Genomic DNA, 24,587 nt, shown 5'->3' on the forward strand with positions numbered 1-24,587 from the left:
GGCGGGTGTTGTTCAATTCGTATGGGCCGACGGAGACGACGGTGGATGCCACGTTGTGGCGGTGTGATCCGGGTGCGGGTGAGGTGTTGATTGGTAGGCCGGTGTTCAGTACGCGGGTGTTTGTGCTGGATGGTTCGTTGGAGCCGGTGCCGCCGGGGGTGGTGGGTGAGTTGTATGTGGCGGGTGATGGTCTGGCGCGTGGGTATGTGGGGCGGCCGGGGTTGACGGGGGAGCGGTTTGTGGCGTGTCCGTTTGGTGGGGTGGGTGAGCGGATGTATCGGACGGGGGATCTGGCGCGGTGGACGGCGGAGGGCCGGCTGGTGTTCGCGGGGCGGGCGGATGATCAGGTGAAGGTGCGGGGGCATCGGATCGAGCCGGGTGAGGTCGCCGCGGTGCTGACCGGGCATCCCGGGGTGGCGCAGGCGGCTGTCGTCGCCCGTGAGGACACTCCCGGGGACACCCGCCTGATCGCCTACATCGTCCCCGTCACGGACACCACCAACACCAACACCAACACCAACACCAACACCACAACTGACCCGGACGCCGCCCTGACCGCCGATCTGCGAGCCCGTACCGCCGCACACCTGCCCGCCTACATGATCCCCGCAGCCTTCGTGCCCCTGCCCGAACTCCCCCTGACCATCAACGGCAAACTCAACCGAGCCGCACTCCCCACCCCCGAATACGCCGCAGCCGACACCGGACGCGCCCCGGCGACGGCGGCGGAGGATGCCATGTGCGAGGCGTTCGCCGAAGTCCTCGGTGCCGAACGTGTCAACGTCGACGACAACTTCTTCGATCTCGGCGGACACTCACTCCTGGCCGTGGCGCTGGTCCAACGACTGCGCCTCCGCGGCTTCAACCTCTCGGTCCGCGCCGTGTTCGAGGCCCCTACCCCCGCCGGCCTCGTCACCCGCCTCGACCTGCCCTACGCGGGCAACGAACTGGACGTACTCCTCCCCATCCGGCCCGGCGGAAGCAAGCCGCCGTTCTTCTGCGTACACCCGGCCGGCGGACTCAGCTGGTGCTACATGCCGCTGTCCCAGTACGTACCGGAGGAGTATCCGCTCTATGGGCTCCAGGCCCGGGGTGTCCGGGAAACCGGTGACCCGGCGGGCTCGGTCAAGGAGATGGCGGCGGACTACATCCGGTACATGCGGTCGGTCCAGGCGACCGGCCCGTACCACCTGCTGGGATGGTCGTTCGGTGGCATCATCGCCCACGAGATCGCGGTGCAGCTGCGAGCGGCCGGCCAGGAAGTCGGGGCGCTGGTCTCCCTGGACGCGGTGCCACCGAGGCAGAGCGAACAGAGGTCCGACGACGAAGCGCGGCAAGACGCGCCCGGCCCGGATCGCGGCCAGGCGGAGATCGAGGGGGAGATCGAGGCGGAGTACGAGTCGAAGTTCGAGGGCGAGGAGAGGCATCGCAGGCCTGGCAACCTGCGCATGTTCCAGAACGCCGCCAGGCTCCTGCGGCACCACGAGTTGGATGTCTTCGACGGCGACCTGCTTCTTCTGTCCGCCGGTGAAGGAAAGCCGGAGGGCGCCGCGCCCGGTGCGGCGGCCTGGGAGGAGAACGTGTCCGGCCGGGTGACGGAGGTCCATCTCCCCTGCAAGCACACGGAGATGGCCCGCCCGGAGGTGCTGGCGCAGGTCTGGCGCGGTATCTCCGACTGGCTGGGTCTGGAGAACGCCGCCGATCCGGAAGACCTCGGCCACTAGAGGGACGTCAGAGAACCCCACGGCCCAGAGAACCCACGAACCAGAGAACCCACGAACCCACGACCCAGAGAACCCACGAAAGCGAACGACAGACGGAGGCGACGGCATGGCAACACGCTCGGCCGACTGGGAGTCGATATACCGGGCGGCGGAACTCGCGCCGTGGGAGGTCGGCCGTCCGCAAGCGGCGGTGGTGCGTCTCGCCGAGGCCGGCCTGCTGTCGGCCGGGCGGGTGCTCGACGCGGGCTGCGGCACCGGGGACCACACACTGCTGGCGGCTCTCCAGGGCGCTGACGCCACGGGCGTGGACTGCTCGGCGACCGCCATCGGCAGAGCGCGGCGGAAGGCCGAGGAGCGCGGGGTGTCCGCGCGCTTCGAGGTAGGCGACGTGCTCGACCTGGCCCGACTCGGGACGTCCTTCGACACGGTCGTCGACGTCGGGATGTTCCACGTCCTCGACGACGAGGAGCGCCGACGCTACGTGAAGAGTCTGGCGTCGGTGACGGAGCCGGGAGGCACCTGCTATCTGATGTGCTTCAGTGATCGCCAGACCGGTGCGCTCGGCCCGCGCCGGGTACGGCGGGAGGAGCTGGCCGACGCCTTCGCGGAGGGATGGACGGTGGCCGACATCGCGGGGACGACCTTCGCGATCGCCCCGCGGTTCGGCGGCGAGGCCCACGCCTGGCTGGCGACCATCCACCGGGCGAACTCTTGATCAACCCGTGCGATGGTCGGGCCATCCGACGACGAAGACCCGCCCCCTCCTCGCAGCCCGAAGTCCGATGCGTCAAGGCTCAGTTCACGCCTGTTTGCGTGTCCTGGTCTGTGTCCGCTCGTCCAGTTCCCGGGCGAAGTCGTACCAGGCGTCGGCATACTGCCGGGCCAGCTTCACGACGAGTTCCCGGCAGTGGGCCGGTACGGCGACGCTCAGTTCGGAGGACATGGTCATCGCGTTCTGCTGCAACAGGCGCAGCAGGTTCCGGCCGTCCTCGTTGTGGCGTAGGGAAGGATCCCGCAGCAGCTTTCTGAGGACCGGTGCGGGATCCACCTGTTCCAGCCGCCGCAGCTTCCGCCCGGCGTCGTGACCGAGGTCCTGCTCCGCGCCGGCGTCCGCTCCCGAGCCCGCTTCCGTTCCGTCCTCCCGGCGGCCGGGCGTGCCGGATCCGTCGGTCACGGGCAGTTCGCCGACCGCCAGGCGCTTGCGTACGTCGCTCACGGTCGCCGGTGAGATTCCGGCGATCCGCGCCACCTCCCGCAGCGAGGCGTCCGGCCGCCGGGCCAGTACCTCCGCGGCCCTGAGGCGCCCCTCGGCCCGGTTGAGCGGGCGTGTCCTGCCGTCGCTGCCGACCCGGGCGCTCACCTGGGTCAACGGGTCGGCGGAATCGCGCCGGATGGCCGCGACCGTCTTCGTCCCCAGGCCGGAGGCCCGCGCGATGGCGCGGTCGGACATGTGGGGGTGTGAGGCGATGATGCGTGCCGCCGCCACTTTGCGGTCGGCGTGCGACAAGGGGAGACCGTGTGTCACATTGGCGGTGACGGCACGGAGGAAGGCGTCCTCGGGAGTCCCGTCGAAGAACTCGACCTCGATCCGCTCCTGCCCCCGTAACAGCGTGGCGAGCAGCCTGTGCATGCCGTCGATCACCCGCATGCTGTGGCGGTCGACCAGGATGGGAGGCAGCGGCTCGTCCAACTCCGCCAGCCGGGTGATGTGTTCCTCGCTCTGGCCCGTCGAACGCGGTGAGTCGCCGGGCAGTAACGAGGAGATGTGAATCGTCTGAACTCCCGGTGCGTACGGCCCCACCCCGTTGGTGGCCCGAATCGGGTCATCGGCCGTTCCGCTGTCCGCTTCGTCTAGTAATCCGGTACGTGCCTGGTTCAAGTTTCTTCACTCCCGCGGAGGAATCACTCAGGACACAGCTCTGTCTTGACGCTTGGAGGGCGTCTTGACCCTTGAAAGGCGTGGAGAGAGTCAGCGACGTTCGGCTCTCGACAGGACGGAGTCTCTGTCGGTGCCGGCGGCGCGAAGCCGTAACTGCCGGGACGGTCGCGGTGGTCTGACAGCAGAACTGAGCCACGGGTGAACCATGAGCGCCTTCCCACCGCCGGGGGCACGGTGCCGTCTCGTTACGACGAACGGGGGTACGGACCATTGTTGAGACCTGTTGGCTTTCGTGTCTAGAGTGTGTCGCCCATGCGTTGGAGCATGACGTAGTACTCCAGTTGCGCCTCGGCGGCTGTTCGCGGCTCGTCTCCGCCCCGCCCGCTCCCCTCCCACCCTCCGCTCTCCTCCCGCTCCCCGTCCGGGGCTTCGGAACAGCATCGCCGAGTGTCGGCCTCCTTCGGGTTGGTTTGACGCCTCTTTGTATAACCGCTATCTATTGGTGGTCGCTGAGGAGGGCGGTCTGGTGCAGGACGTGGTGCTGGCGCTACTGGTCAAGGAGCCGTCGCACGGCTACGACCTGCGCAGGCGGCTGGCGGCAGCGCTCGGACCGTTGGGAGAGACACTGAACGCGGGGCAGATCTACGTCACGCTCACCCGGTTGGAGAAAGCCGGACTGGTCGTCCAGGAACGTGAGGACGTGCCGGTGCGCGGCCCGCGACGCAAGGTGTACGCCCTGACCGCGGCCGGGCAGGAGCGGGCGGCCGCGTGGATGACCGAGGGCGGCGGGCCCCGAGCGGACGTGGCGGAGTTCCATCTGAAGCTGGTGGCCGCCGGCGTCTCTGGTCTGGCCGACCCGGTCGCGCTCGTCGAGGCACGGCGGCAGGAGTTGCTGCGCAGCCTCGCCGAGGCCCAGCACGCCGCTCTCCTGGAGGACACGGATTCAGAGGCCGGGCTGCTTCTGGAGGGCATCGCGCTCCGGTTGCAGGCCGATCTGCGCTGGCTGGAGGCGTGCGAGCGGACCTGGTCCACCCGCGCCCCGCGTGGGAAAGGCGGAGCATTCGGATGACGAACGACGGTCGGCGGGCCAGGGGCCGGTCACGGCGCGGGAACCCGGACGACGGTCCGGGCCCGGCACCGGTGGGGCACGGGTCCGACGTCGGAGGCGGCGACGTGCGCGCACCGGTGCTGCGGGCCATCGGTCTGACGCGGGTCTACGGTGAGGACGAGAGCGCGGTGTGGGCGGTCGACGGCGTCGACCTCGACGTTCCCGCCGGGCAGACGCTCGCCGTGACCGGACCCAGCGGCTGCGGCAAGTCGACGCTGCTCCAACTCCTCGGCGGGCTCGACCGGCCCAGTGACGGCGAGGTCTGGCTCGGTGGCCGGCGCATCGACGAGCTGGGCGAGCGGGCGCTGGCCAGGCTGCGGCGCCGCGCCGTCGGCTTCGTCTTCCAGGACTTCCACCTGATGGACGAGTTGACCGCGGCGGAGAACATCGAGCTGCCCGCTCTGCTGGCCGGTGCCTCGCCGCGTGCCGCCCGGAACCGCGCCGTCGGACTCCTGGACCGGGTCGGGCTCACGGACCGGGCCCGGCATCTGCCCTCGGAGCTGTCCGGTGGCCAGCGGCAGCGGGTCGCCATCGCCCGCGCCCTGGTCAACGAGCCGCTGGTGGTCCTCGCGGACGAACCCACCGGCAACCTGGACAGCGCCGCGACCCACGACATCCTGCGGCTCTTCGACGAACTGCGCGCCGGCGGCCAGACCCTGATCACGGTCACCCACGACGAGCGGGTGGCCGCCACGGCGGACCGCGTCGTCTCCCTGCGCGACGGCACACTGGCCGGCGACACCCGCCTGGGCGGCGGCGGTGGCAGCGGCAACGAGTTCGGCGCGCTGCTGAGCTGGGAGGGCTGACCGTGGGCCGCCTGCTGCTGATCTGGCGTCTGGCCGTGCGCGACATGCGCCGCCGTCCCGGTGAGTCCGTGATGTTCGTGGTCGCCGTCACCGCCGCCATCGCCTCGCTGACCCTCGGGCTCTCCACCAACGACGCCGTCACCACGGCGTACCTGAAGACGCGCGAGGCCACCGACGGACCCGACATCGTCGCCATCACGACGGCCAAGGACCCCTCCGGCCTGGCCGGACGGCTGGAGCGGACACCCGGAGTGGCCGAGCAGGCCGATCCGGTCTTCGCCTTCGAGACAAAGATCCGGACGAACGGACACACCGTGCGCTCCGCGATCGAGGGACGCGGTGACGAACCGGCCAAGGTCGACCAGCCGCTGGTGACGTCCGGTTCGTGGGTGCGTTCCGGCGGCGCGGTGGTCGAGCGGGGCTTCGCGCAGACGCTCGACCTGCACGTCGGCGACCGCGTCACGATCAGCGGGCGCGACTACCCCGTCGTGGGCCTCGCGATCAGCGCGGCCACCCCGGTGTATCCGTGGAACGACTGGGCCCAGGGGCCCGGGACGTCCGACTACGGCGGCGGCAGGATCTGGCTCACCGCCGCCGACACCCGTGCCGCCGCGGGCGACACGTCGGGCGTCCACCTGTTCCATCTGAAGCTGAAGGACCCGGCCGCGACCCTGACATGGCGGGAAACCGTCTTCACGGACGAGCGCAGGGGCCCGGAATGGGTCAACACCCACCACTGGCAGGGCATCCTCCGGACCGACGCGAGCATGATCAAATTCGCTCAGCCCGCCCTGGTCGTCGGCGGCTGGCTGCTCGCCTCGGCCGCCCTCGTCACCCTCGCCGCGCTCGCCGCCGTACGGGCCACCCGTGACAACCGTCGTGCCGGGCTGCTCAAGGCGGTCGGCGCGGGCCCCGGCGACGTCGCCGCCGTCCTGCTGGCGCAGTACCTGCTGCTGACCGTGGTGGCCACCGCCCTCGGGCTGACCGCCGGGACCCTGGCCGCACCCGAACTGGCCGATCCCGGCGCCGGGTTGCTCAACACCGTCAGCGGCCCGACCACCGACACCGTCGTGGCCGCCGTGTTCCTCGCCGTCCTGGTCTCCCTGGCCGGGACACTCGGCCCCGTGGTCCGCGCCGCCCGCTCCAGCACCGTCCACTCCCTGGCCGACTCGGCTCATGTGTCCACCCACCACCCACGGCTGAACGCCATGACGGCGTACCTGCCCACCGCGCTCCTGGTCGGCATCCGGCTGCTCGCCCGCCGACCCGGCCGCGCCGCCCTCACCGCCATCGGTACGGCGACCACCACCCTCCTGATCACCGCGGTGCTCGCCTTCCACGCGGCACCCGACACCAGTACCGCCTACGCGCCGGACAACCCCCTCGCGGCACGCAACCTCGTGACCAGCCAGGCACTGCACGGCGTCACCCTCGTCCTGGTGGGGCTGTCCGCGCTCAACACGATCTTCCTCGGCTGGAGCACCGCCGTGCAGGCCCGGCGCGCCCTGGCCATCACCCGCACCCTCGGCGCCACCCCCCGCCAGGTGGTCACGGCCCTGTGCGCCGCCCAACTCCTGCCCGCACTGCCCGGGCTGGTGGTGGGCATGCCGAGCGGGCTGCTCGTGTACTGGCTGGTCAGCCCCGAGATGGCCATGCCCCCGACGACCTGGCTGCTCGCCGCCGCACTCGGCGTCCTCCTGGCCGTCGGATCCCTGACCGCCCTGCCCGCCTGGACCCACACCCGCACCCCGGCCGGCCGCGCCCTCAACGCCGAACCGGCCTGAGAAACGGGTTCGGCCCCCGCACCGGGGTCGAACCCGGAGCTGAGCGAGGCGGAGCCGCGCCAACCGGACGACCCCTCTCTCTTCAGCACCGCGGGAACTCACCGCCTCCTCCGTCCGACTCCTGTGAGGAGGCGGGGAGGTGGCATGAAAGGGCTGGACGTACGCCTGTCAGGCGTCGCGTGCCGGCACGGCCGGGTCGAGGCCGTGCGCGAAGTCGATCTCGACATCGCACCGGGGCAGCGCGTCGCTCTGACGGGCACCAACGGTTCGGGCAAGACCACGCTGGTGCGCGCCGTTCTGGGGCTGCACAGGCAGGTCGCCGGACGGATCCTGGTCGGCGGGCGGGACACCGGGAGCGCCGCCGAATGGGCCTGGCGGAGGCGGGCGTGCGCGTGGATCCCGCAGAAGCCGGCGGTCGGCCGCTTCCCCCTGCTGGGAAACGAGTTGCTGACCAGCGGAGGCGCCCCCGCCGAGGCGCGTGAGGCGGCCGACAAGCTGGGGGTCGGACACCTTGCCGACAGGCCGCTGCACACCCTCTCCGGTGGCCAGCTCCAGCGCATGTACCTGGCCCGAGCGGTCGGCTGCGTCGAGGCCGGCGCGGGTGTACTGCTCGCCGACGAGCCCACCGCCGCCCTCGACTTCTCCGGTCAGGAGGAGGCCGCCGACGTGCTGCTCTCCCTGCCGGCGACCGTCGTGGTCGTCACCCATGACCGGGCCCTGGCCGACCGCTGCGACCGGGTGCTGGAGATGGCCGCCGGGCGGATGCGGGAGGTCCGGTGAGCGCCCTGGCCGCGGCCGACGTCGGTCAGCTCCTGCAACTCGTGCCCGTCCAACGGGCCGGTGCCGCACTGCTGGTCGCAGCGATCGGGCTGCCGGTGATCGGCGTCGTCATCGTGGGTCTCGACATCATGCCGGTGCGGTTCGCGATGATGCACGTCGCGCTCCTGGGCATCGCCGTCGGGCTGCTGACCGGGCTCGATCCCATGCTGTGCGCGCTGGTGGCCTGTGCTCTCGCCGGCGCCGGAGTCGCTCCGCTGGCCCGGACTCCGGACGGTTTGTCGGGCGCCATGGGCCTGCTGATGAGCCTGGCGATCGCCGCCGCGCTGCTCCTGCTGGCCGTCTCCGGCGTCAACGCGGCGGGTGCCTTCGCGCTGCTCTGGGGGTCCATACTCTCGGTCGGCACCGCCGACCTGTGGCTGCTCGTCGCGCTGGCCGTCGTCGTACCGGCTCTCTTCTGGTGGCGCCGCAGGGACATCGCACTCCTGCTCTACGACCGTGAACTCGCCCTGTCCTCGGGCGTGCGGGCCGACCGGCTCACCCTCGTGCTGCTGGTCCTGGTCGCGGTGTCCGTGGCCGGAGCCATCAAGCTCACCGGTGCTCTCCTCGTCGACGCGCTGACGCTTCTGCCCGCCCTCGCCGCCCGGCGGCTGGGGCGCTCCCTGCTGTCCATCACCGTGTGGGCGGTCGTCATCGGTGTCGTCGTCAACCTGACCGGGTTCCTGGTCGCGCTGCGTTTCGACTGGCCGCCCGGCCCCGTCCTCGTCCTCACCGCCGGCGTGGTCGTCCTCGCCGTCCACCTCGTACCCGAACGGAGAATCAGCTCATGGCGCGCACCCGCGTCCGTAACACTCCCCTCTTCGCACTGAGTTTCAGCGCGATCCTCCTGCTGACGGCCACCGGCTGCGGCGGGGAAAGCGGCACGTCGTCCTCGGCCGCCCCGTCCGGCGCGGACGGGGCGGGCAAGGACACCGGTCCGGTCGTGGTCGCCACGACCAGTTGGGAAGGGGCGTTCGCGAAGGCCGCGGGCGCCGAGGACGTCAAGGTCATCGTGCCGGAGTCGGTGCAGCACGCCCCCGACTACGACCCGAAGCCCTCCGACCTCGCGGCTGTCGCGGATGCCGACTTCGTGCTGTACGCGCCCTTCGAGCCGTACGCGGAGAAGTTCAAGGAGGCCGCCGGAGGCGACGCCGAACTCGTCGAGGTCAACCTCGACAACGACGCGGACAAGGCCAGGGCCGAGGTGACGCGGCTGGGCGAGATGTTCGGCACCGAGGCAGCCGCCGCCAAGTGGATCACCTCGTTCGACACCGAGTACGGCACGCTGCGGAAGAACCTCAAGAAGGCCTGGCCGAACGGCGAGGCACCCACTGTCGTCGCCCAGGTGTTCTCCGCCTGGTCGGCGAAACTGGCCGGAGCCGAGGTGGTCGGCACGTACGGACCCGAGGCGGTGACGGCCGAGCAGTTGTCCGACCTGTCCGGGACGAAGCCGCAACTGGTCCTCGACAACGCTCACATGTCCACCGGCACCGTGCTGCCCGATTCGGGCGCGCGCCAGGTGTCGATCATCAACTATCCGGGCGAGGACCTGGATCTGCTGACCGTCTACAAGAACGCGGCGACGACGGTGGAGAAGGCGATGAACGCCTCCTGAGTCACCGCGCGGCACCGGCCGCGGGTTTCACGACGCCCGGCGACCTTGTCCGTGCGCCGGTGACGAAAGGGCCGCCCGGGGAAGATCCCCGGGCGGCCCTCGTCGTTCAGCAGGTCAGCCGGCCGAGGCCAGGGGCTGCTGGGGCTCCGCGTCGGGCGCACACCGTTCCCGCAGCACCGCCCGGTCCGGCTTGCCGGCCGGAGTCAGGGGCAGTTCACTCAGCACCAGCAGGCGCTCGGGGTGCTTGCGCCGCTCCAGGCCCCTCAGGTCCAGATGTGCGCACAGCTCTTCCAGTGTGGGCGCGGCCGCGTCCCTGGGCACGACACAGGCAGCGAGCCGCTCGCCCATCAGCGGGTCGGGCACACCGATGCACACCACGTCCCGGACCGCCGGGTGCGCGGCCAGTTCGACCTCGACCTCGGCCGGGCTGATGTTCGCCCCGCCGCGGATGACCACGTCCTTCAGCCGTCCCACGACCCGCAGCGTGCCGTCCTCGTCCATGAGACCGAGGTCCCCGGTGCGCACCCAGCCGTCCCGGGTGCGGTAACGGGAGTCGAGGTCGGGCGCGGCGACGTAGCACAGGGGGGTCATCGGGCCGCGGGCGACGATCTCTCCCACCGTGCCCCCGCCGACCTCCCGCAGCTCACGGGTTCCGGGGACCGCGATCCGTATGTCGGCGACCCGGGGGTCGGGCTGTCCGGCCACGATGCCGGGACGTCCGTCGCCGCCGGGGGAACCGTGCCCCAGCCCGGTGTGGCAGTTGACGCCGTCGGCGGAGCCGTAGAGATTGACGACCGGGCAGCCGAAGGCGGAGCGGGCCTCGGCCGCGGTGGACTCGTCCAGTGGCGAGCCGCCGACGATCAGGGCCGTCGGAGGCGTGAACGTCCGCCGTCCGCCCTCCGCGAGCCGGTCCAGCATCATACGGATCATGGTCGGTACGCCCAGGACATGGGTCGGCTCGTGCTCCGCGAGCGCCTCCAGTGCGGCGTCCGGAGTGAAGTGGTCGAGCAGGACCAGGGTTCCGCCGTGCCGGGCGAGGGTGACCGGCGTGCCGTTGCTGCCGAAGGCGGAGGCCAGCGGCACCAGGAAGAGGCACCGCGGCGGGCGCCCGTCCGGGATGAGGGAGCCGAGGAAGTTGCCCCGGCCGCCGGCCAGGGCGTTGTGCGAGTAGGCCACCATCTTCGGCTCGGACTCCGACCCGGAGGACACCAGGATGCGGGCGGCCGAGTCGGGGTCGGGACGGGCCGGTGCGAAGGTCTTCGGGTCCGTGCGCATCAGGGACGACAGCGGGACGGCTCCCTCGGGTACGGTGCCCGCCGGCCCGGTGGCGATCACCGTGCGCAGGGCGGGCAGTTCACCCCTGCGTGCCAGCAGGTCGGCCGCGTGGTTCCCGCCTCGGTGCTCGGCCACCGCGATCACCGCGACCGCCTCCGATCTCCCCAGCAGCGAGGCCGCCTCGCGTCCGCCCCGCCCGACCGGGAAGGGCAGGGCCACCGCCCCCAGGGCGGCGAGAGCGAGGTCCGCGACGACGGCTTCGCGGCCGTTGGGTATCTGCACGCCGACCACGTCACCGGCCCGTATCCCGAGACCGGAGAGTCCGGCGGCCAGACATCGGGCCTTGCGGTCCAGCGCGGTGTAACAGAGCTTCCCCTTGGCGTCGAGGACTGCCGTGCGGTGCGGGTCGGCGATCTGGCGGGCGCGGTAGAGGCTGTAGAGGTCCAGGTCGGGGCAGGTCCCCTCGACGGCCCAGGTACGGCGCAGCGCGGCGGGCAGCAGGTCGTGCAGGGCGACGGTCATGCGAACCTCCAGGGAGCGGGGACGGCGGGGGAGCCGTGGGCGTCGCGGGTGAGCGAGGCGGAGGAGAGCAGGTCGGCGAGGTCGGTGACGACCGGGACGCCGGCCGTGCCGCGCTCGCGCAGCCACCGAAGCGCCTGGGCCGTGGACAGGCGGCGCCCGTCGTGAGGGAGAGCGGCGTGGTCGGGGAGAGCGATCCAGCCGTCGGCCGTGGGCACGGGGCGGCGGAACCCGGCGGGCCGGCGCGGGTCGAGGCCCTGGACGGCACGGCTTCGGGCCGGCGCGGTCAGCACGTCGGCCGCTCCGAGCAGGGACGAGTCCACGCGCACGCCGGCTCCCGTGCGCCGGCGCAACAGCAGACCGGCGAGGACGGCCTCGGTCCCCAGGAGTCCTCCGAGTACGTCGAGCAGGGTCATCAGGGACGGCGCGGGCGGCTCGTCCTCGGGCCGGACCGCCTCACCGACGCCCGTGCGCGCCTGCACCATGAAGTCGGTGCCCATGGGTGCCCCGGGCAGCCGGTCGGCCCAGCCGCTTGTGTAGGCGTAGACGAGGGCGGGGTTGTCGGCCGACAGGTCCTCGTGGTCCAGACCGAGCGCGGCGGCCTTGCCGGGTGCCCAGTTGTGCAGGAACACGTCGGCGTCCGCCGCCATCGCGCGCAGCCGCTTCCGGTCCGCGGCGGACTTGATGTCCACCTCGACGGCCTTCTTGCCCCGGTTGAGCGCCAGCCAGCGAGCCGACACGCCCGAGCAGGCCGGCGGCATGCCGCGCAGCGGATCACCGCCCGGCGGCTCGATCCGCACCACATCGGCGCCGAGCAGCCCCAGCAGATGCGCGGCGAGCGGCGCCTGGATCCGGCGGCCGGCCTCCAGCACGGTCAGCCCGGCCAACGGGGCGTCGACGGGCGGCGGTCCGCCGGACCCGACGTACGCAGCCTCGTGCGCCGTCAGTCTCCAGGGCGGGGCGCCGTCGTACTCGGCGGCCCGCTCGGTGAGAGTGTGCAGGGCGCACACCTCGGTGCCGGCGGACAGGGCCGCTTCCCGTACGCGCTCCCACCGATGACCTCGGGCCGAGTCGTGCAGCGCCTGCGGAAAGGGCGCGCAGGCGGTGGCGTACCGGAACTGGAAGGGGCGCCAGCCGCGCCGTACCGCGTCCGTCGGTGCGCCGAGAGCGCGCCAGAACGCGGCCCACGCGCCCGCGTCGAGTGTTTCCAGCTCGAACACGATCCCGTCGGCGGAGGTGAACGGTGGGCCACCCGGTGCGACCTGTGCGGCCTCGGCCTCCTCCGCGCCGGCGGCGGCGAGATACTGCGATACGGCGAGCAGACCGGCCCGCTCGACGCTGACCTCGACGCTCCCCACCTGTGAGCCGTTTGCCCGGGCCAGGAGCCCGGCCAGCAGCCCCTGTACGGTCAGTACGCCCGCGGCGGTGGTGGCGTAGTCGGCGGCGAGCCCGCGGGGTGATCCCTCCCGGCGGCCGTGCACGGCCATGATGCCCGTCGCCGCCTGGACGGTCGCCTCGTCGACGGCCTGCTCGCCCCACGTCACCTGGGCGGTGATGCCGCCGCCCCCGGGGCCGGCGAGTGACATGTGCTCGCCGGAGGGCCCGCTTTCCTCCGCGCCGAGCAGCCGTAGGTGGTCCGTGACGACCGCGTCCGCCGGTCCCGGGAGGGCCGGGGCTTCCAGACGCAGGCCGTCGAGGGGCCGGGACGTCTGCCCGATGGCGGGTGTGGCTGGTGGTGCCATGCCTCTCCTTTCCTGACGCGCGGGAACCCGGGGGCGATCACCCCCGACCGATTCCACGAACAGACAGTCGGGCCGGTGCGAGCCGGAGTTCCCTGAAAGGTGGGACAGACATGCCGGACGAGATGCTCGGTGACCCGCAGTGCCCCTCGGAGGCAGAGGAGTTGAAGGAGCGGGTGACGGACTTCGTCGGCTCCCGGATCGTGCCCTGCGAACGAGTCCTGGACGGCGGCGGCCCCGACGCGGCCCGGACGTTGCGCCGCCTGCGGCGGGAGGCGAAGGAGCACGGCCTGTGGGCGCTGCCCCTGCCGGTCGAACTGGGCGGTCAGGGACTCGGGCTGCGGGCGTACGCCCATGTCGCGGAGGCGGAGGGCGCCAGCGATCACGGGCCGGAGGTGCTCGGATCGGCGTCCCTGCTGGATGCGCTCATGCTGATGCGGCACGGCAGTCCGCGGGTCCGTGAACGCTGTCTTGCGCCGTTGGTCGCGGGGGAGTTGCGAGCCGGTTACGCCATGACCGAGCCGGACGTTCCCGGCACCGACCCGTTCCTCACCGCCACCCGTGCCGTCGAGGTCGACGGCGGCTGGCGGCTGACGGGGGGCAAGTGGTTCGTCAGCGGGGGCGGAACCGCCGACTTCGTCACGGTGCTGGCGCGCACGGACGGGCGGCCTTCGGACCGGGACGGTCTGTCCCTGATCCTGGTGCCGACCGCCGCTCCGGGCTTTCGGGTGGTGCGCGACCTTCCCGTGCTCGGCGTCTCGGGGCAGGCGGAGATCGCACTCGACGCCGTCACGGTGGACGCCGACCACCTGATCGGCGAACGCGGCAAGGCGCTCGCCGTCGCCGCCGAACGGCTCCAGCTCGGCCGGACCCTGCGCTGCCTGCGCTGGCTCGGCCAGGCCGGCCGTGCCTTCGACCTCATGCGAGAACGCGCCGTCACCCGCTCCCGCTCCGGCGGACCGCTCGGTGACCTGCAACTCGTCCAGCGCCACGTCTTCGAGTCGCTTCTCGCCCTGCGGACGACCCGGCCCCTGGTCCACGAGGCCGTCTCCCGGATCGACCAGGGTGTCGACGCCCACGTGGAGGTGGGACTGGCCAAGGTCGCTGCGGCCCGCACCCTCCACCTGGTGGCCGACGCGGCGATCCAGGTCCACGGCGCCGCGGGGCTCGGCCCGGACACCGCGCTCCCCGCCCTCTTCCGCACGGGCCGTGCGGCCCGCATCCTCGACGGCCCCGACGAACTGCACATCACCTCCGTGGCACGGCGCGTGCTGCGGGCGGGACCGGTCTAGCCGGTGCCACCGGACACCCGGCCGGTGAGTTCCGCGAGCGCGTACGCCAGGAAGAAGTCTCCCCAGATCAGTTCGTGACGGACGGCTGTTCCGGCCGCGAGGTCGTAACAGCCGTCCAGAAGACGGCCGTCGGCGGTCAGATGCCGGTCGACCAGCACTTCGAGGATGCCGGCGGCCCGGTCCCTGCGCCCGAGCCGTATCAGTGCCAGTGCCGTGATGGCCGCGGCGGACGTGTCGAGCGGGCCGTCGGGGTGAGCGGTGTCGGCTAGTGGAACGGCGGAGGACGGTGTCAGGGCGTCGGCGAGCGCGACGAACGGGTCGCCGCCCGGCAGGCGGGCGCCTTCGGCCAGGGCGAGCAGGAGCCACGCCGGACCGCGGCTCCAACCCGGTGGTGGGCCGGCAGCGGGGGCCCACCCGGCCTCCGCGGTGTGCAGCCACGACCACGCGGGCGGCCGTGCCCTCGTGAACAGGGCGAGATGCCGGCTCAGATGCGAGCGGGCGGCCTCCGCGTCCACCGTGGCCAGCAGCGAAACCATGCCGGGCACGCCGTCCACGCGTGCCGTGCCGCGCGGCCCTCCGAACGCCGACCCCCACGGTACGAGACCCAGTTCCGCGTCGAACGCGTCAAGGCATGCCCGTGCGCCCCGGCTCCGGACGTGGTCCCCGTCGTCGGCGAGGACGGTGCCGTACCAGAGGATCAGTCCGCGGGTGGAGGTGTCCGCCCCGGCCCAGTCGGCCAGTCGGGCCGTGCACGCCCGCGCGGCCCGCACGTGCGAGGGGGCGCCGCTGTGCCGAGCCAGCAGCCACAGCAGCCCGGCCCAGAAGCCGCCGGTCCAGGAACCGCGGGCGGTGGTCTTCCACCTGCCGGAGTCCGGATCCGCGTAGAGGGGGAACCGTTCGCCGACTTCGGCGTGGGTGACGGCGGCCTTGGCGAGGACGGCGTCGAGCGCCGAGTCGGCCCAGCCGAGTGCGTTCTCCGGTCTCACGCGGCCCCCTTGCCGATCCCCGGGCCCCGGTGGTCCCGGGTCGTGCCGGCTCTCATGACCGCACGGCCGACCGGCGTTCCCGCGCGGACCAGAGCAGTGCCACCGTCGCCGCCCCCGCGAACTCGGCGGCCACGAGCAGCCACCCGCCGTTGTACCGGCCCGCCTCGGCCAGCAGCCCGAACAGTGGCGGACCCACCGCGAACCCGGCGAAGAAGCCCGCGGAGACCAGCGCGGAGTCCTGGCCGGCCCGGCCCGCTGCCGCGTGCTGCATGACGAGCACCATCGACACCGCGTTGGCCGCCACGGCGAACACCCCGATGGCAAGGGCGGCCACCCACACCAGCGGCCGGGCCGAGGACGAGGCGGCCAGCAGCAGAGCGGCCGCCACCGATCCCAAGGCGAGGAAGCCCGGCAGCCAGACCGCCCGGTCCGGCCGCCCCGCCACCTTCGACCAGCCCAGTCGCCCGGCGATTCCGCAGACGCCGAGGACGGCCACCAGCGCGCCCGCCGCGGTGGCACCCAGCCCCAGACGCTCGGTGCCGTACAGCGACAGATAGGTGTTGACCGAAGCGACGCCGCAGCCGAGCAGCAGCGAGAACACCATCAGCCAGGCGACCATCCCGCGAGGTACCCAGACCGCCGGGGTGGACTTCGGCGGCGGGTCGGCGGGCAAGGCGCGTGCCGCCCACACGGCGGCCACCACCGCGGCGCCCGCGGCCGCCCAGACAGCGCCCCGCCACCCGGTGAGACCGGCCAGCGCCGCGAGCGGCAACCCGGCCGCGAACGCCCCCAACTGCACCCCCGACTGCTTCATTCCGGTCACCGAGGCGCGCCGGTCGGGCGGTACGGCCGCGAGGATCGCCTTGTTCGTGGCCGGGTTGGCCAGCGCCTGCGGCAGTCCACCCAGCGCGACGGCGGCCAGCAGGAACCCGGGGCCGGGAGCCGCGCCGATCAGGGCCAGCGCGACCGCGGCCACGGCAAGCAGCGCCACCAGACAGCGCCGTGGCCCCACGCGGTCGACGACCCGGCCGCCGGCCGGGGACAGCACGGCCGCCGTGGCGAATCCGACGGTGGTGGTCAGCCCGAGCACCGTCTCGGACACCCCGAGATCCGCCACGAGCCGCGGCCCGAGCGCTCCCAGCAGGAACAACTGCATCATCGAGAAGGCCATGGCGCAGGTCAGCAACGTGGTCAGAGCCCTCGCCGCGCCTTTCCCGGTCGCCGAGCTCATCCCGTTCCGCCCACCCCACGCAGTCCGTTCCGTCGTCACAGACGCACCTCCTCGATGCAGGCAGTCGGGTACGACTCCCCTGGAGTTCCGGACGGGTGACGTGACCTGGATCACCGAGCGGGCATGCGCCCGCCGCCGCCGCCGTTCGGGTCGGCAGCGGCCTCCGGCACAATGCGGGCCGTACACATGAGCGACGGGAAGCAGAAGGCGACGCCGAACACAGCGGTGCCCGGCGAACAAGTTGGGTGACCTAATCTCGGGTGTGGCCGAACGGTGCCGGTCCTTGGGAGCCGCTCAGTCCGCGTCGGAACTGCGGGCGGTGAGGATGCGGACGGTGCGTTCCCCGGTGTGTCCGTCGCGGCCGTGCCAGCAGCGAAAATTGTCGAGGACCAGGATGTCGCCCGCGTCGAGCCGGAAGCGGGGGAGGGACGGTTCGACACCGAGTACGGCTTCGGTCAGGCGGGCGAGTTGCCGGGAGACGTGGTCGCCGTCGGGATCGCGGTGGACCGGCACCGCTCCATCGGTGCGGCGTACTACGCGCCGTCCGGTACGGGTGAACTCCACGTGGCGTCCGATCCTGGGGGTGGCGGGCAGCCCGCGCAGGTCCGCCCAGGCGCCGTACAGATCGACGTCGGTGCTGGTGAGGAAGGTGTGCAGCGCGGGGTCGGTGATGGCGAGGTCGTCGACGAACGCGTACGCGTCCAGCGCGAAGGAGTCGCCTCCCTCGGGTGCCGGGAGGGCGCACTGGACGAGGACGTGGTTCTCGTCGGGGTGGCGCCTGCGGTGGGGGACTCCGCCGATGTCGACGACGATGTCGAAGCTGTCCGCGTGCAGGTGGACGGGGTTCCCCGGGTGCGAGGTGCGGACCCGTTGCGGGTACAGCTCGCGGAGCCGGTCGCCGACGATCTGGGCGGCGGCGACCACCAGGGCGTCGGGTGTGTTCTCGTGGCCGGTGAGGATCACGGCCCCGTCGCGGGCGAGCAGTTCGCGTGCGGTCTGTACGTTCCCGTGCGGGACGCGACCGGGGGTGACGCCCGGACCGGCGGTGGAGTGCGGGCGGTGGGTCTGAGCGGGTGCGTGCATGGCTCCAGGCTGCCCCAGCAGGGGCCGTTCGTCGTGGTCGTCAGGGGGCGTCGTCGCGCGTGGGCGTTCGGGAGAAGGTCCGGGCGCTGGGGACGAGGGCGGCGGCGGCCGGGGCGGCGAAGCACACGATCGCGCAGCCCACGAGGACGGGCCGGGCCCCGAAGGCGTCGATGGCCGGAGCGATGAGCGCCAGTCCGAGCGGGGCGAGGCCGTACGAGAGGAGGAAGTCCAGGGAGGAGACCCGGGCCAGCTTGTCGGGGGCCACCTCGCGCTGGGCGGCGGTGAACCAGGGCACGTTGAAGAGTTCGATGCCGACGCCCGCGACGGCGTAGGCGGCCATCACGACGACCGGATGCACCGGGACGACGAGGCTCAGCGGTGCGAGTCCGTAGGCGGCGAGCCCGGCGAGTGCGGACCAGCCGGGAGAGCGGGGACGCCAGCGGGCGATGAGCAGGGCGCCGGCCAACGCGCCGGCCGTGTACGCGGTCATCGCGCCCGCGAGGACCACCTCGGTGCCGTACTCGTCCCTGCTGACCAGGGGGAGCGCCACACCGGTCGCCGAGTAGCCGGTGGCTATGACGGCCGTCAGCGCGCCCAGACCGGCGAGGAACCACGGGTGCCTGCGCGCCTCACGCACGCCCTCCGTGAACTCCGCCACGAAAGACGTCCTCCCTGCCCTGGCCGAGGACTCCGACCGGTCCGCTCCGGCCACCGGGGGCTTGCCGCGCCCCGGGACGCATGCGGCGACGAGCCAGAGCAGCCCGATGCCGACCAGCAGCGCCCCTGTGTCGAAGAAGACGGCGAGCAGTGCGGCCAGGGAGGGGCCCACGAGCGTCGTGACCCGGACCGACAGCGTCATGGCGGCGTTGGCCTGCTGCCTGCGGTCGGCGTCGACCACCTCGGCGGTCAGGGCCTGGTAGGCGGGCCGGCAGGCGCCCTGCCCGGCTCCCGCCACCGCGGCGGCCGTTGCCATCAGCAGCACCGAGCGGTCCAGTCCGGCCGCCAGCACCGGGGCCGCGGCTGCGGAGGCGAGCCCGGCCCACAAGACCACCCTCCGGCGGGAATGCCGGTCGGCCAGCACTCCCGCCACGGGCACGGCGGCGAGGAATCCGACGGTGCGCGCCGCGAGCAGCAGGCCGAGGTCGGTGGCGGTGAGGGTCCGGTCGAGGACGGCGAGGCCGAGCACGAAGGGCAGGGCCCAGGTCGCCAGCCCGGACGCCGTGGCGCCTGTCCACAGGCGGAGGAACGCCACGTCGAGCAAGACGGTGCGCTGCGTGTCCGGAGGCGACTCGGAGGAGGCGGAGAGGGTGGAAGGGCTCGGCACGAGGGAGCGCTCCTGTCGTGTGCGGGTCGTCGGGCAGGGTACGTGAGGCCCGCAACAGCGTGGCCACGTAGGCGAGTTGCTGCAGCTTGCGGGCCAATGACGTATGGCGGGCGGCACCGGCGCCGTCGCGTCGGCACCACACTATCGCAGTGACAATCATTTCCATTAGTGTGCTGTTTCGGCCCGCCGTCACATGACGTGAGCCATTGCCCAGTGCTGCCCTCCGGAGGATTCATGCGCCGTCCCGCACGCCTCGGTGCCTGTCTGTCCACCAGGGGCCTCGCCCTCGCCGGCTGCTCCTCGGCCCCGGACTCCACCGACGAGGCCGGTCGCGGTGGGACCGGCGAGGCGACGAAGACACTCCTGGTCGCCTCCTTCGCCGACCTGTACGCCAAGGACCGGGCCGGCACCCGCGAGGAACTCGCCGAGCTCGAACTGCCCGCCTACGCGAGCGCGGTGGACTGCCCGAAGCAGAACGACCCGGAGAAGACGGCGTTCGACCTCCTCTTCGACGACTACGCGAACTTCGGCCGGATCTTCGGGGTCGAGGAGCGTGCGGCGAAGCCGGCGGCGGAGCAGCGGGCGGTCGTACGGGAGGCGGAGGGCACCGCCAAGTCGCCGGGTGTCGACGTGACCGTGGTCCGCCGCCTGCTGCTGGTCACCGCGGTGCTGACCGCCGTCGCGGTCGCGTCCGCCGGCGCCATCGGCTTCGTCGGTCTGATCGTCCCGCACGGTGTGCGGTTCGTCGTCGGGCCGCTGCACCGCGCCCTCCTGCCGTTCTCCGCCCTCGTGGGAGCGATCTTCCTGGTCTGGACGGACGCGCTGGCCCGCGTGGCCTTCGCCCCCCAAGAGGTGCCCGTCGGTGTCTTCACCGCTCTGCTCGGCGTGCCCCTCTTCCTTCTGGTGCTGCGCAAGCGAGGAGAGTTGTGAGGATCGGCGCCGAACGGCTCACGTGGTCGGTGTCCGGCCGCGCCGTCGTCCACGACGTCACCCTGGAGGCCGGCCCGGGGGAGACGGTGGGTCTGATCGGGCCCAACGGCTCGGGCGAGTCCTCCCTGCTGCGCTGCCTGGCGGGACTGCGGACCCCCACCGCGGGCAGCGTCCGGTACGACGGCAGGCCGACCGCCGGCTGGAGCGCACGACGTGTCGCCGGGCTCGTCGCCTTCGTCGAGCAGGCGTCCGACCCGGACACCGACCTCCGGGTCGCCGACGTGGTCGGCCTCGGCCGCACCCCGTTCCGCGACCGGTGGCGCGGTCCCGATGCCACCGACCGGGCGGTCGTCGACGCCGCGCCGGCCCGCCTCGGCCTCACGGACCTCGCCGACCGGCACTGGAAGTCGCTCTCCGGCGGTGAACGCCGGCGCACCCACATCGCCCGGGCCCTGGCACAGCGGCCTTGGTGCCTCCTGCTGGACGAACCCACCAACCACCTGGACGTCAGTGACCAGTTGGAGCTGATGGAACTGCTGGTGGAGACGGAGCAGACGGTGCTGGTCGCCCTGCACGACCTGGGCCTCGCCGCCCGCTACTGCGACCGCCTCCTCCTCATGCACCGGGGCAGCCTGGTCGCCTCGGGCACACCGAAGGACGTGCTGACCCCGGCCCGGCCGGCCGAGGTCTTCGAGGTCGACGCGGAGGTCGGACACGACTCCTTCGGCAACCTGACCGTCACGTACCGGGCCACGTCGTCCCACGGTGCTCCCGGAGGTCCGCGCGTCACCGTCGACCAGCCGCGCTGAGATCCCGCACCGCCGACCCCGATGCCCCGATCCCCGAGGAGGAACTGGGCCGCAATCAGACACGCACCCGTCGCCCCACCCAAGTCTCCACGGAAGGACCCCCATGAACCCTGACGCGACCGGCTCCGCTCTGCTCGAGCAGCTGCCCCCACCCCTGCCCGCCGACCAGATCATCACGCTCAACCAGCCCAAGGCCGACCTGCACACCACCCGTTCCTACGAGTGGAACGACTGGACCTTCGACGTCCCGCCCGGCGTCTTCACACCCGGCTGGACCAGCCGCATGATCCACGAACGGCTGCTCGACGGCCGCATCGAGACCCGCGGACTCAGCTACGCGGCCATGGGCGCCGGTCTCGGCGTCGAGGCCGTGGCGGCAGGGCTGCGGGGTGCCAGGGAGATCCACGCACTCGACGTCCATCCGCAGAGCGTGGCCGCCACCGCCCGCCACTACCGGCGCCTGGTCGGCGAACGCGCGGGCACTTCGTTCCTCCCCGCGGTGAGTGACGTCTTCGACGCGCTCCCGGAGGGTGCGCGCCTCGACGTCGTCACCTTCAACCCACCGGCCGTCAGCCAGACCGTCAGCGACGACCCGGACGTCGTACGCAACGTCTGCGTGGGCGCGCCGCTCCTGGCGAAGTTCTTCGCGCAGATCGCGGAGAAGGACCTGCTCGCCCCCGCCGGCGAGATCTACGTCATCGCCTCCAACACCGCCGACCTGCGCGCCCTCGTCCAGTACGCCCTGGACCACGGACTCAGCCCCCGGATCGCCCACCTCCACGACTGGCAGGACGGCGTGCTCACCTTCCTCTTCCGCATCACCCACGAGACGCCCCGCACCGGAGGCCCGCGATGAAGAACACCGACGAACTCCTGGCCGGCGTACTGGCCGGCGACCACGGCCCCCGCCCCGCCGACCTGGTGGCCACCAGCGTCTTCTGGGTGCACCACGGGACGCGACTGGCTGGCGGGAACACCACCTACCTCAACCAGTACGTCCTGGTCCGCCTGGGCGGCTCCTTCGGCGCCTGCGCCTTCGAGGCCGGCGAGGTCGACGCCTCCATATGCCGGGACGCCTCCGGATCCCCCGTCGACACTCTGCTGCGCGAGGCCCCGAGGCCGTTGCGGATCGCCGCGCTGGACGCCTGCCTCAGCGCGGCACGCCCGCACCGGGAGGCGACGGAGGCCGAGCCCGTCACGCTGCCCGCCGGAACGCCCGAGACCCGCGCGCTGGCCCGGGACGCGGCGATCGCCGGGCTCCTGGACATCGGGGCCGGTGCGAAGGTCGGCCTGATCGGGGTGGTCAACCCGCTCGTCGCGGCCATCCGCGAGCGTGGCGGTGACCCCCTGCTCTGCGACTTCAACCTCCGCACCACCCAGTGGGGCGATCCGGTGACCGACGACATGCACGAGGTCCTCGACACCGCCGACGCCGTGGTGGCCACCGGCATGACCCTGAGCAACGGCAGCTTCGACACCGTCCTGTCGCGCTGCCGCGAGCGCGGGGTGCCCCTGGTGGTGTACGCCCAGACCGGCAGCGCGGTGGCACGCGCCTTCCTGGGGTCGGGTGTGACCGCCCTGTCCGCGGAACCGTTCCCCTTCTCCCAGTTCAGCGCGGAGCCCACGACCCTGTACCGCTACCGGGCGGCGGGCGCCGCGTGACGGACGCCACCCGTCCGACGGCACCCGGCGGGGACCCGCACCGCACCACCGGTGACGGGCGGGCCCCCTGCCACCACGGTGAGATCCTCCAGGGCTACTTCCACGACGGGAACCGCCACCTCTGCCACGGGCTCGTCACCCTCCCGATGGACAGACCGGGCAGCACGGCCCGCTTCGTCCGCAGGCCCGGCAGCCCGCCCGACGAGGTGACGGTGACGCCGGACAGCCGTACGAAGGCGCGCAAGGCCGCCGTCCTCGCGCTGCGCGAGTGCGCCGCCCTACGCGGTCAGGACCCGTGCGGCGGAGAACTGACGCTCACCGGCGACCTGCCGGTCGGGCTCGGCATGGGTTCGTCCACCAGCGACGTCATCGCCACGGTGCGGGCGGTCGCCGACTCCTGGGGACTGCGGCTGCGGCCGGAGACCGTCGCCCGGCTCGCGGTGCGCGCCGAGGAGGCCAGCGACCCGCTGATGTACGGCCCTCGTCCGCTGCTCTTCGCGCAGCGGGAGGGGCGGGTCCTGGAGGTCCTCGGCTCCGCCCTGCCGCCCGCGGTGGTCGTCGGCTGCGCGCTGGGCGGGAGCGAACCCGTCGACACGCTGTCCCTGACAGCGCTCGTCGAGGACGGGGACATCGCCGCCTACGCGCACCTGCGCCGCATGCTGCGCACGGCGGTGGCCGACGCCGACACCGCTTTGCTCGGCCGGGTGAGTACGGCGAGCGCGCGGCTGCGTCAACGGGTTCTCGGTCAGCGGGAGTTCCCGGCCCTCAAGGGCATCGCCGACAGCACCGGCGCCGTCGGCGTGCAGATCGCGCACAGCGGCAACGTCGCAGGCATCCTCTTCGATCCCCGTGCACCCGGCCTCGACGGCGGGCTGCGGCGCTGCCGCCGCGCCCTGGCCCGCGAAGGCGTCACGCCGACCCGCACCTTCACCACCTTCGCGTCCCCCGACCACCTTGGAGTTCCCCCGTGGACGACCACATCTCTGAAGCCGTCGGCCGCCCGGACCTGATACGTCTCGACGACGGACTCGTCTGCCTGCGGTTCGAGACGATGAAGGTCGTCTCCGCCCTGGCCGCCGTACGCCACCTGCTCGACACCGGAGCCGTACGGCGCGGCGACACCCTCATCGACAGCTCCAGCGGCATCTACGCCTACGCCCTCGCCCTCGCCTGCCACCGCTACGGCATGCGCTGTCACATCGTCGGCTCCACCACCGTCGACCACACCCTGCGCACCCAACTCGACGTACTCGGCGCCCACCTGGAGCAGATGCCGCCCAGCAGCGACCTCAAGCTCGACCAGAGCCGCCGGGTCGCCCGCGTCCAGGAGATCCTCCGCGCCCATCCGGACTACCACTGGATGCGCCAGTACCACGACGACATCCACTACCTCGGCTACGAAGCCGTCGCCGAACAGATACACGCCCAGACCGGTGGCGGCCCTCTCACCCTGGTCGGCGGCGTGGGTTCGGGCGCCTCCACCGGCGCCCTCGCCCACTACCTGGACAAGCACTCAGTGGACGTGCGGCTCGTCGGCGTCCAGCCCTACGGCAGCGTCACCTTCGGCAGCGAACACGTCGCCGACCCGGAGATCATCATCGCCGGCATCGGCAGCTCCATCCCCTTCGGCAACGTGCGGCACGATCTCTACGACACCCTGCACTGGCTCGCCTTCGACGGCGCCCTCGCAGGCAGCGTCGACCTGCTGCGGCGGCACGCCGTCTTCGCCGGCCTGTCCACCGGCGCCGCCTACCTCGCCGCCCGGTGGGAGCGGCGCGAAGAGCCCGGCCGCACCGCACTGTTCATCGCCGCCGACACCGGACACCGCTACGTCGACACCGTGTTCGCCAGACACGGGGAGGCGTCCCGGATCGAGGACCTGGCCCCACGACAGGTCCGCGGCACGGACGCACTGGCGCTCCCGTGGTCACGCATGGACTGGAACGGGTCGTCCGCACCGGTCGAAGCGGTCCTCGGGTAGGGCCTGCACACTCCACCCCGGCGG

Annotated in this window: 22 protein-coding genes and 1 pseudogene; 16 read left to right on the plus strand and 7 right to left on the minus strand. The window is 72.5% G+C overall.

The features are described 5' to 3' along the window. Nucleotides 1-5 precede the first annotated feature (5 nt). The 3 genes and pseudogenes from ACGF3J_RS31845 to ACGF3J_RS31855 form a co-directional block, all read left to right on the plus strand. Nucleotides 6-194, plus strand: a pseudogene (locus ACGF3J_RS31845) (AMP-binding protein); the annotation flags it as partial. Nucleotides 195-272: 78 nt separating this feature from the next. Continuing rightward, a complete protein-coding gene (locus ACGF3J_RS31850; RefSeq protein ID WP_346346286.1) occupies nt 273-1,724 on the plus strand; it encodes an alpha/beta fold hydrolase in 1,452 nt (483 codons plus the stop codon). A gap of 106 nt (nt 1,725-1,830) precedes the next feature. Next, nucleotides 1,831-2,439, plus strand: coding sequence for a class I SAM-dependent methyltransferase (locus tag ACGF3J_RS31855; protein WP_161331591.1), 609 nt, complete (start codon nt 1,831-1,833; stop codon nt 2,437-2,439). 84 nt (nt 2,440-2,523) lie between these two features. Here ACGF3J_RS31855 and ACGF3J_RS31860 read toward each other — a convergent pair whose 3' ends face one another. Further along, nucleotides 2,524-3,603, minus strand: coding sequence for a transcriptional regulator (locus ACGF3J_RS31860; protein ID WP_393855355.1), 1,080 nt, complete (start codon nt 3,601-3,603; stop codon nt 2,524-2,526). 526 nt (nt 3,604-4,129) lie between these two features. Here ACGF3J_RS31860 and ACGF3J_RS31865 point away from each other — a divergent pair. The 6 genes from ACGF3J_RS31865 (at nt 4,130) to ACGF3J_RS31890 (ending at nt 9,732) form a co-directional block, all read left to right on the plus strand. After that, on the plus strand, nt 4,130-4,672 hold the full coding sequence (locus ACGF3J_RS31865; protein WP_393855356.1) for a PadR family transcriptional regulator: 543 nt from the start codon (nt 4,130-4,132) through the stop codon (nt 4,670-4,672). Further along, nucleotides 4,669-5,517, plus strand: coding sequence for an ABC transporter ATP-binding protein (locus ACGF3J_RS31870; RefSeq protein ID WP_393855357.1), 849 nt, complete (start codon nt 4,669-4,671; stop codon nt 5,515-5,517). The genes ACGF3J_RS31865 and ACGF3J_RS31870 overlap by 4 nt, the downstream gene beginning before the upstream one ends. Before the next feature lie 2 nt (nt 5,518-5,519). Next, the gene (locus ACGF3J_RS31875) at nt 5,520-7,301 is read left to right on the plus strand and encodes an ABC transporter permease (protein WP_393855358.1); all 1,782 of its coding nucleotides are present in this window, start codon (nt 5,520-5,522) and stop codon (nt 7,299-7,301) included. Nucleotides 7,302-7,445: 144 nt separating this feature from the next. Further along, nucleotides 7,446-8,081: a metal ABC transporter ATP-binding protein gene (locus ACGF3J_RS31880; RefSeq protein WP_393855359.1), complete on the plus strand. Its 636-nt coding sequence runs from the start codon at nt 7,446-7,448 to the stop codon at nt 8,079-8,081. Next, nucleotides 8,078-8,947, plus strand: a complete 870-nt coding sequence (locus ACGF3J_RS31885) for a metal ABC transporter permease (protein ID WP_161326463.1) — start codon at nt 8,078-8,080, stop codon at nt 8,945-8,947. The genes ACGF3J_RS31880 and ACGF3J_RS31885 overlap by 4 nt, the downstream gene beginning before the upstream one ends. Further along, nucleotides 8,905-9,732 (plus strand): metal ABC transporter solute-binding protein, Zn/Mn family, encoded by an 828-nt coding sequence (locus tag ACGF3J_RS31890; RefSeq protein ID WP_393855360.1) that lies wholly within the window; start codon nt 8,905-8,907, stop codon nt 9,730-9,732. The genes ACGF3J_RS31885 and ACGF3J_RS31890 overlap by 43 nt, the downstream gene beginning before the upstream one ends. Before the next feature lie 114 nt (nt 9,733-9,846). On the opposite strand, the gene ACGF3J_RS31895 is transcribed toward ACGF3J_RS31890, so the two are convergent. Continuing rightward, a complete protein-coding gene (locus ACGF3J_RS31895) occupies nt 9,847-11,529 on the minus strand; it encodes a class I adenylate-forming enzyme family protein (protein WP_393855361.1) in 1,683 nt (560 codons plus the stop codon). Beyond that, on the minus strand, nt 11,526-13,268 hold the full coding sequence (locus tag ACGF3J_RS31900) for a CoA transferase (protein ID WP_393855362.1): 1,743 nt from the start codon (nt 13,266-13,268) through the stop codon (nt 11,526-11,528). The genes ACGF3J_RS31895 and ACGF3J_RS31900 overlap by 4 nt, the downstream gene beginning before the upstream one ends. A gap of 110 nt (nt 13,269-13,378) precedes the next feature. Here ACGF3J_RS31900 and ACGF3J_RS31905 point away from each other — a divergent pair, with 110 nt between their 5' ends. Next, on the plus strand, nt 13,379-14,557 hold the full coding sequence (locus ACGF3J_RS31905; protein ID WP_161328635.1) for an acyl-CoA dehydrogenase family protein: 1,179 nt from the start codon (nt 13,379-13,381) through the stop codon (nt 14,555-14,557). Here ACGF3J_RS31905 and ACGF3J_RS31910 read toward each other — a convergent pair. From ACGF3J_RS31910 to ACGF3J_RS31925, 4 genes are all read right to left on the minus strand, one after another. Further along, nucleotides 14,554-15,543 carry a sugar ABC transporter permease gene (locus tag ACGF3J_RS31910; RefSeq protein ID WP_393855363.1) on the minus strand — a complete coding sequence of 330 codons (990 nt, stop codon included), beginning with the start codon at nt 15,541-15,543 and terminating at the stop codon, nt 14,554-14,556. The two genes, ACGF3J_RS31905 and ACGF3J_RS31910, sit on opposite strands and share 4 nt — an antisense overlap. Before the next feature lie 52 nt (nt 15,544-15,595). Further along, complete coding sequence (locus ACGF3J_RS31915) at nt 15,596-16,774, minus strand: MFS transporter (protein ID WP_393855364.1); 1,179 nt, start codon at nt 16,772-16,774, stop codon at nt 15,596-15,598. Nucleotides 16,775-17,068: 294 nt separating this feature from the next. Beyond that, nucleotides 17,069-17,857 (minus strand): TauD/TfdA family dioxygenase, encoded by a 789-nt coding sequence (locus ACGF3J_RS31920; protein WP_393855365.1) that lies wholly within the window; start codon nt 17,855-17,857, stop codon nt 17,069-17,071. 40 nt (nt 17,858-17,897) lie between these two features. Then, nucleotides 17,898-19,181 carry an MFS transporter gene (locus tag ACGF3J_RS31925; protein ID WP_393855366.1) on the minus strand — a complete coding sequence of 428 codons (1,284 nt, stop codon included), beginning with the start codon at nt 19,179-19,181 and terminating at the stop codon, nt 17,898-17,900. A 234-nt stretch (nt 19,182-19,415) separates the two neighbouring features. On the opposite strand from ACGF3J_RS31925, the gene ACGF3J_RS31930 reads away from it, so the two are divergent. The 6 genes from ACGF3J_RS31930 (at nt 19,416) to ACGF3J_RS31955 (ending at nt 24,563) form a co-directional block, all read left to right on the plus strand. Further along, a complete protein-coding gene (locus tag ACGF3J_RS31930) occupies nt 19,416-20,111 on the plus strand; it encodes an iron chelate uptake ABC transporter family permease subunit (protein WP_393855367.1) in 696 nt (231 codons plus the stop codon). Beyond that, complete coding sequence (locus tag ACGF3J_RS31935) at nt 20,108-20,920, plus strand: ABC transporter ATP-binding protein (RefSeq protein ID WP_393855368.1); 813 nt, start codon at nt 20,108-20,110, stop codon at nt 20,918-20,920. Before ACGF3J_RS31930 ends, ACGF3J_RS31935 begins: the two co-directional genes overlap by 4 nt. Before the next feature lie 103 nt (nt 20,921-21,023). Then, complete coding sequence (locus tag ACGF3J_RS31940; protein WP_393855369.1) at nt 21,024-21,776, plus strand: methyltransferase; 753 nt, start codon at nt 21,024-21,026, stop codon at nt 21,774-21,776. After that, nucleotides 21,773-22,582, plus strand: a complete 810-nt coding sequence (locus ACGF3J_RS31945) for a Rossmann-like domain-containing protein (protein ID WP_393855370.1) — start codon at nt 21,773-21,775, stop codon at nt 22,580-22,582. The genes ACGF3J_RS31940 and ACGF3J_RS31945 overlap by 4 nt, the downstream gene beginning before the upstream one ends. Further along, a complete protein-coding gene (locus ACGF3J_RS31950; RefSeq protein ID WP_393855371.1) occupies nt 22,579-23,592 on the plus strand; it encodes a GHMP kinase in 1,014 nt (337 codons plus the stop codon). The genes ACGF3J_RS31945 and ACGF3J_RS31950 overlap by 4 nt, the downstream gene beginning before the upstream one ends. Continuing rightward, entirely contained in the window at nt 23,550-24,563 is a 1,014-nt protein-coding gene (locus ACGF3J_RS31955; protein ID WP_393855372.1) for a pyridoxal-phosphate dependent enzyme, read from the plus strand. The genes ACGF3J_RS31950 and ACGF3J_RS31955 overlap by 43 nt, the downstream gene beginning before the upstream one ends. Nucleotides 24,564-24,587: the final 24 nt, after the last annotated feature.

This window comes from Streptomyces sp. NPDC048171 (assembly GCF_043202655.1).
GTDB lineage: Bacteria > Actinomycetota > Actinomycetes > Streptomycetales > Streptomycetaceae > Streptomyces.

Excerpts from the sequence above, each read along its gene's own strand:
- ACGF3J_RS31850 (WP_346346286.1), top strand. The coding sequence starts at position 273 with ATGTATCGGACGGGGGATCTGGCGCGGTGGACGGCGGAGGGCCGGCTG.
- ACGF3J_RS31855 (WP_161331591.1), top strand. The coding sequence starts at position 1,831 with ATGGCAACACGCTCGGCCGACTGGGAGTCGATATACCGGGCGGCGGAA.
- ACGF3J_RS31870 (WP_393855357.1), top strand. The coding sequence starts at position 4,669 with ATGACGAACGACGGTCGGCGGGCCAGGGGCCGGTCACGGCGCGGGAAC.
- ACGF3J_RS31880 (WP_393855359.1), top strand. The coding sequence starts at position 7,446 with ATGAAAGGGCTGGACGTACGCCTGTCAGGCGTCGCGTGCCGGCACGGC.
- ACGF3J_RS31890 (WP_393855360.1), top strand. The coding sequence starts at position 8,905 with ATGGCGCGCACCCGCGTCCGTAACACTCCCCTCTTCGCACTGAGTTTC.
- ACGF3J_RS31895 (WP_393855361.1), bottom strand. The coding sequence starts at position 11,529 with ATGACCGTCGCCCTGCACGACCTGCTGCCCGCCGCGCTGCGCCGTACC.
- ACGF3J_RS31900 (WP_393855362.1), bottom strand. The coding sequence starts at position 13,268 with ATGGCACCACCAGCCACACCCGCCATCGGGCAGACGTCCCGGCCCCTC.
- ACGF3J_RS31905 (WP_161328635.1), top strand. The coding sequence starts at position 13,379 with ATGCCGGACGAGATGCTCGGTGACCCGCAGTGCCCCTCGGAGGCAGAG.
- ACGF3J_RS31915 (WP_393855364.1), bottom strand. The coding sequence starts at position 16,774 with ATGAGCTCGGCGACCGGGAAAGGCGCGGCGAGGGCTCTGACCACGTTG.
- ACGF3J_RS31920 (WP_393855365.1), bottom strand. The coding sequence starts at position 17,857 with ATGCACGCACCCGCTCAGACCCACCGCCCGCACTCCACCGCCGGTCCG.
- ACGF3J_RS31930 (WP_393855367.1), top strand. The coding sequence starts at position 19,416 with ATGCGCCGTCCCGCACGCCTCGGTGCCTGTCTGTCCACCAGGGGCCTC.
- ACGF3J_RS31940 (WP_393855369.1), top strand. The coding sequence starts at position 21,024 with ATGAACCCTGACGCGACCGGCTCCGCTCTGCTCGAGCAGCTGCCCCCA.
- ACGF3J_RS31945 (WP_393855370.1), top strand. The coding sequence starts at position 21,773 with ATGAAGAACACCGACGAACTCCTGGCCGGCGTACTGGCCGGCGACCAC.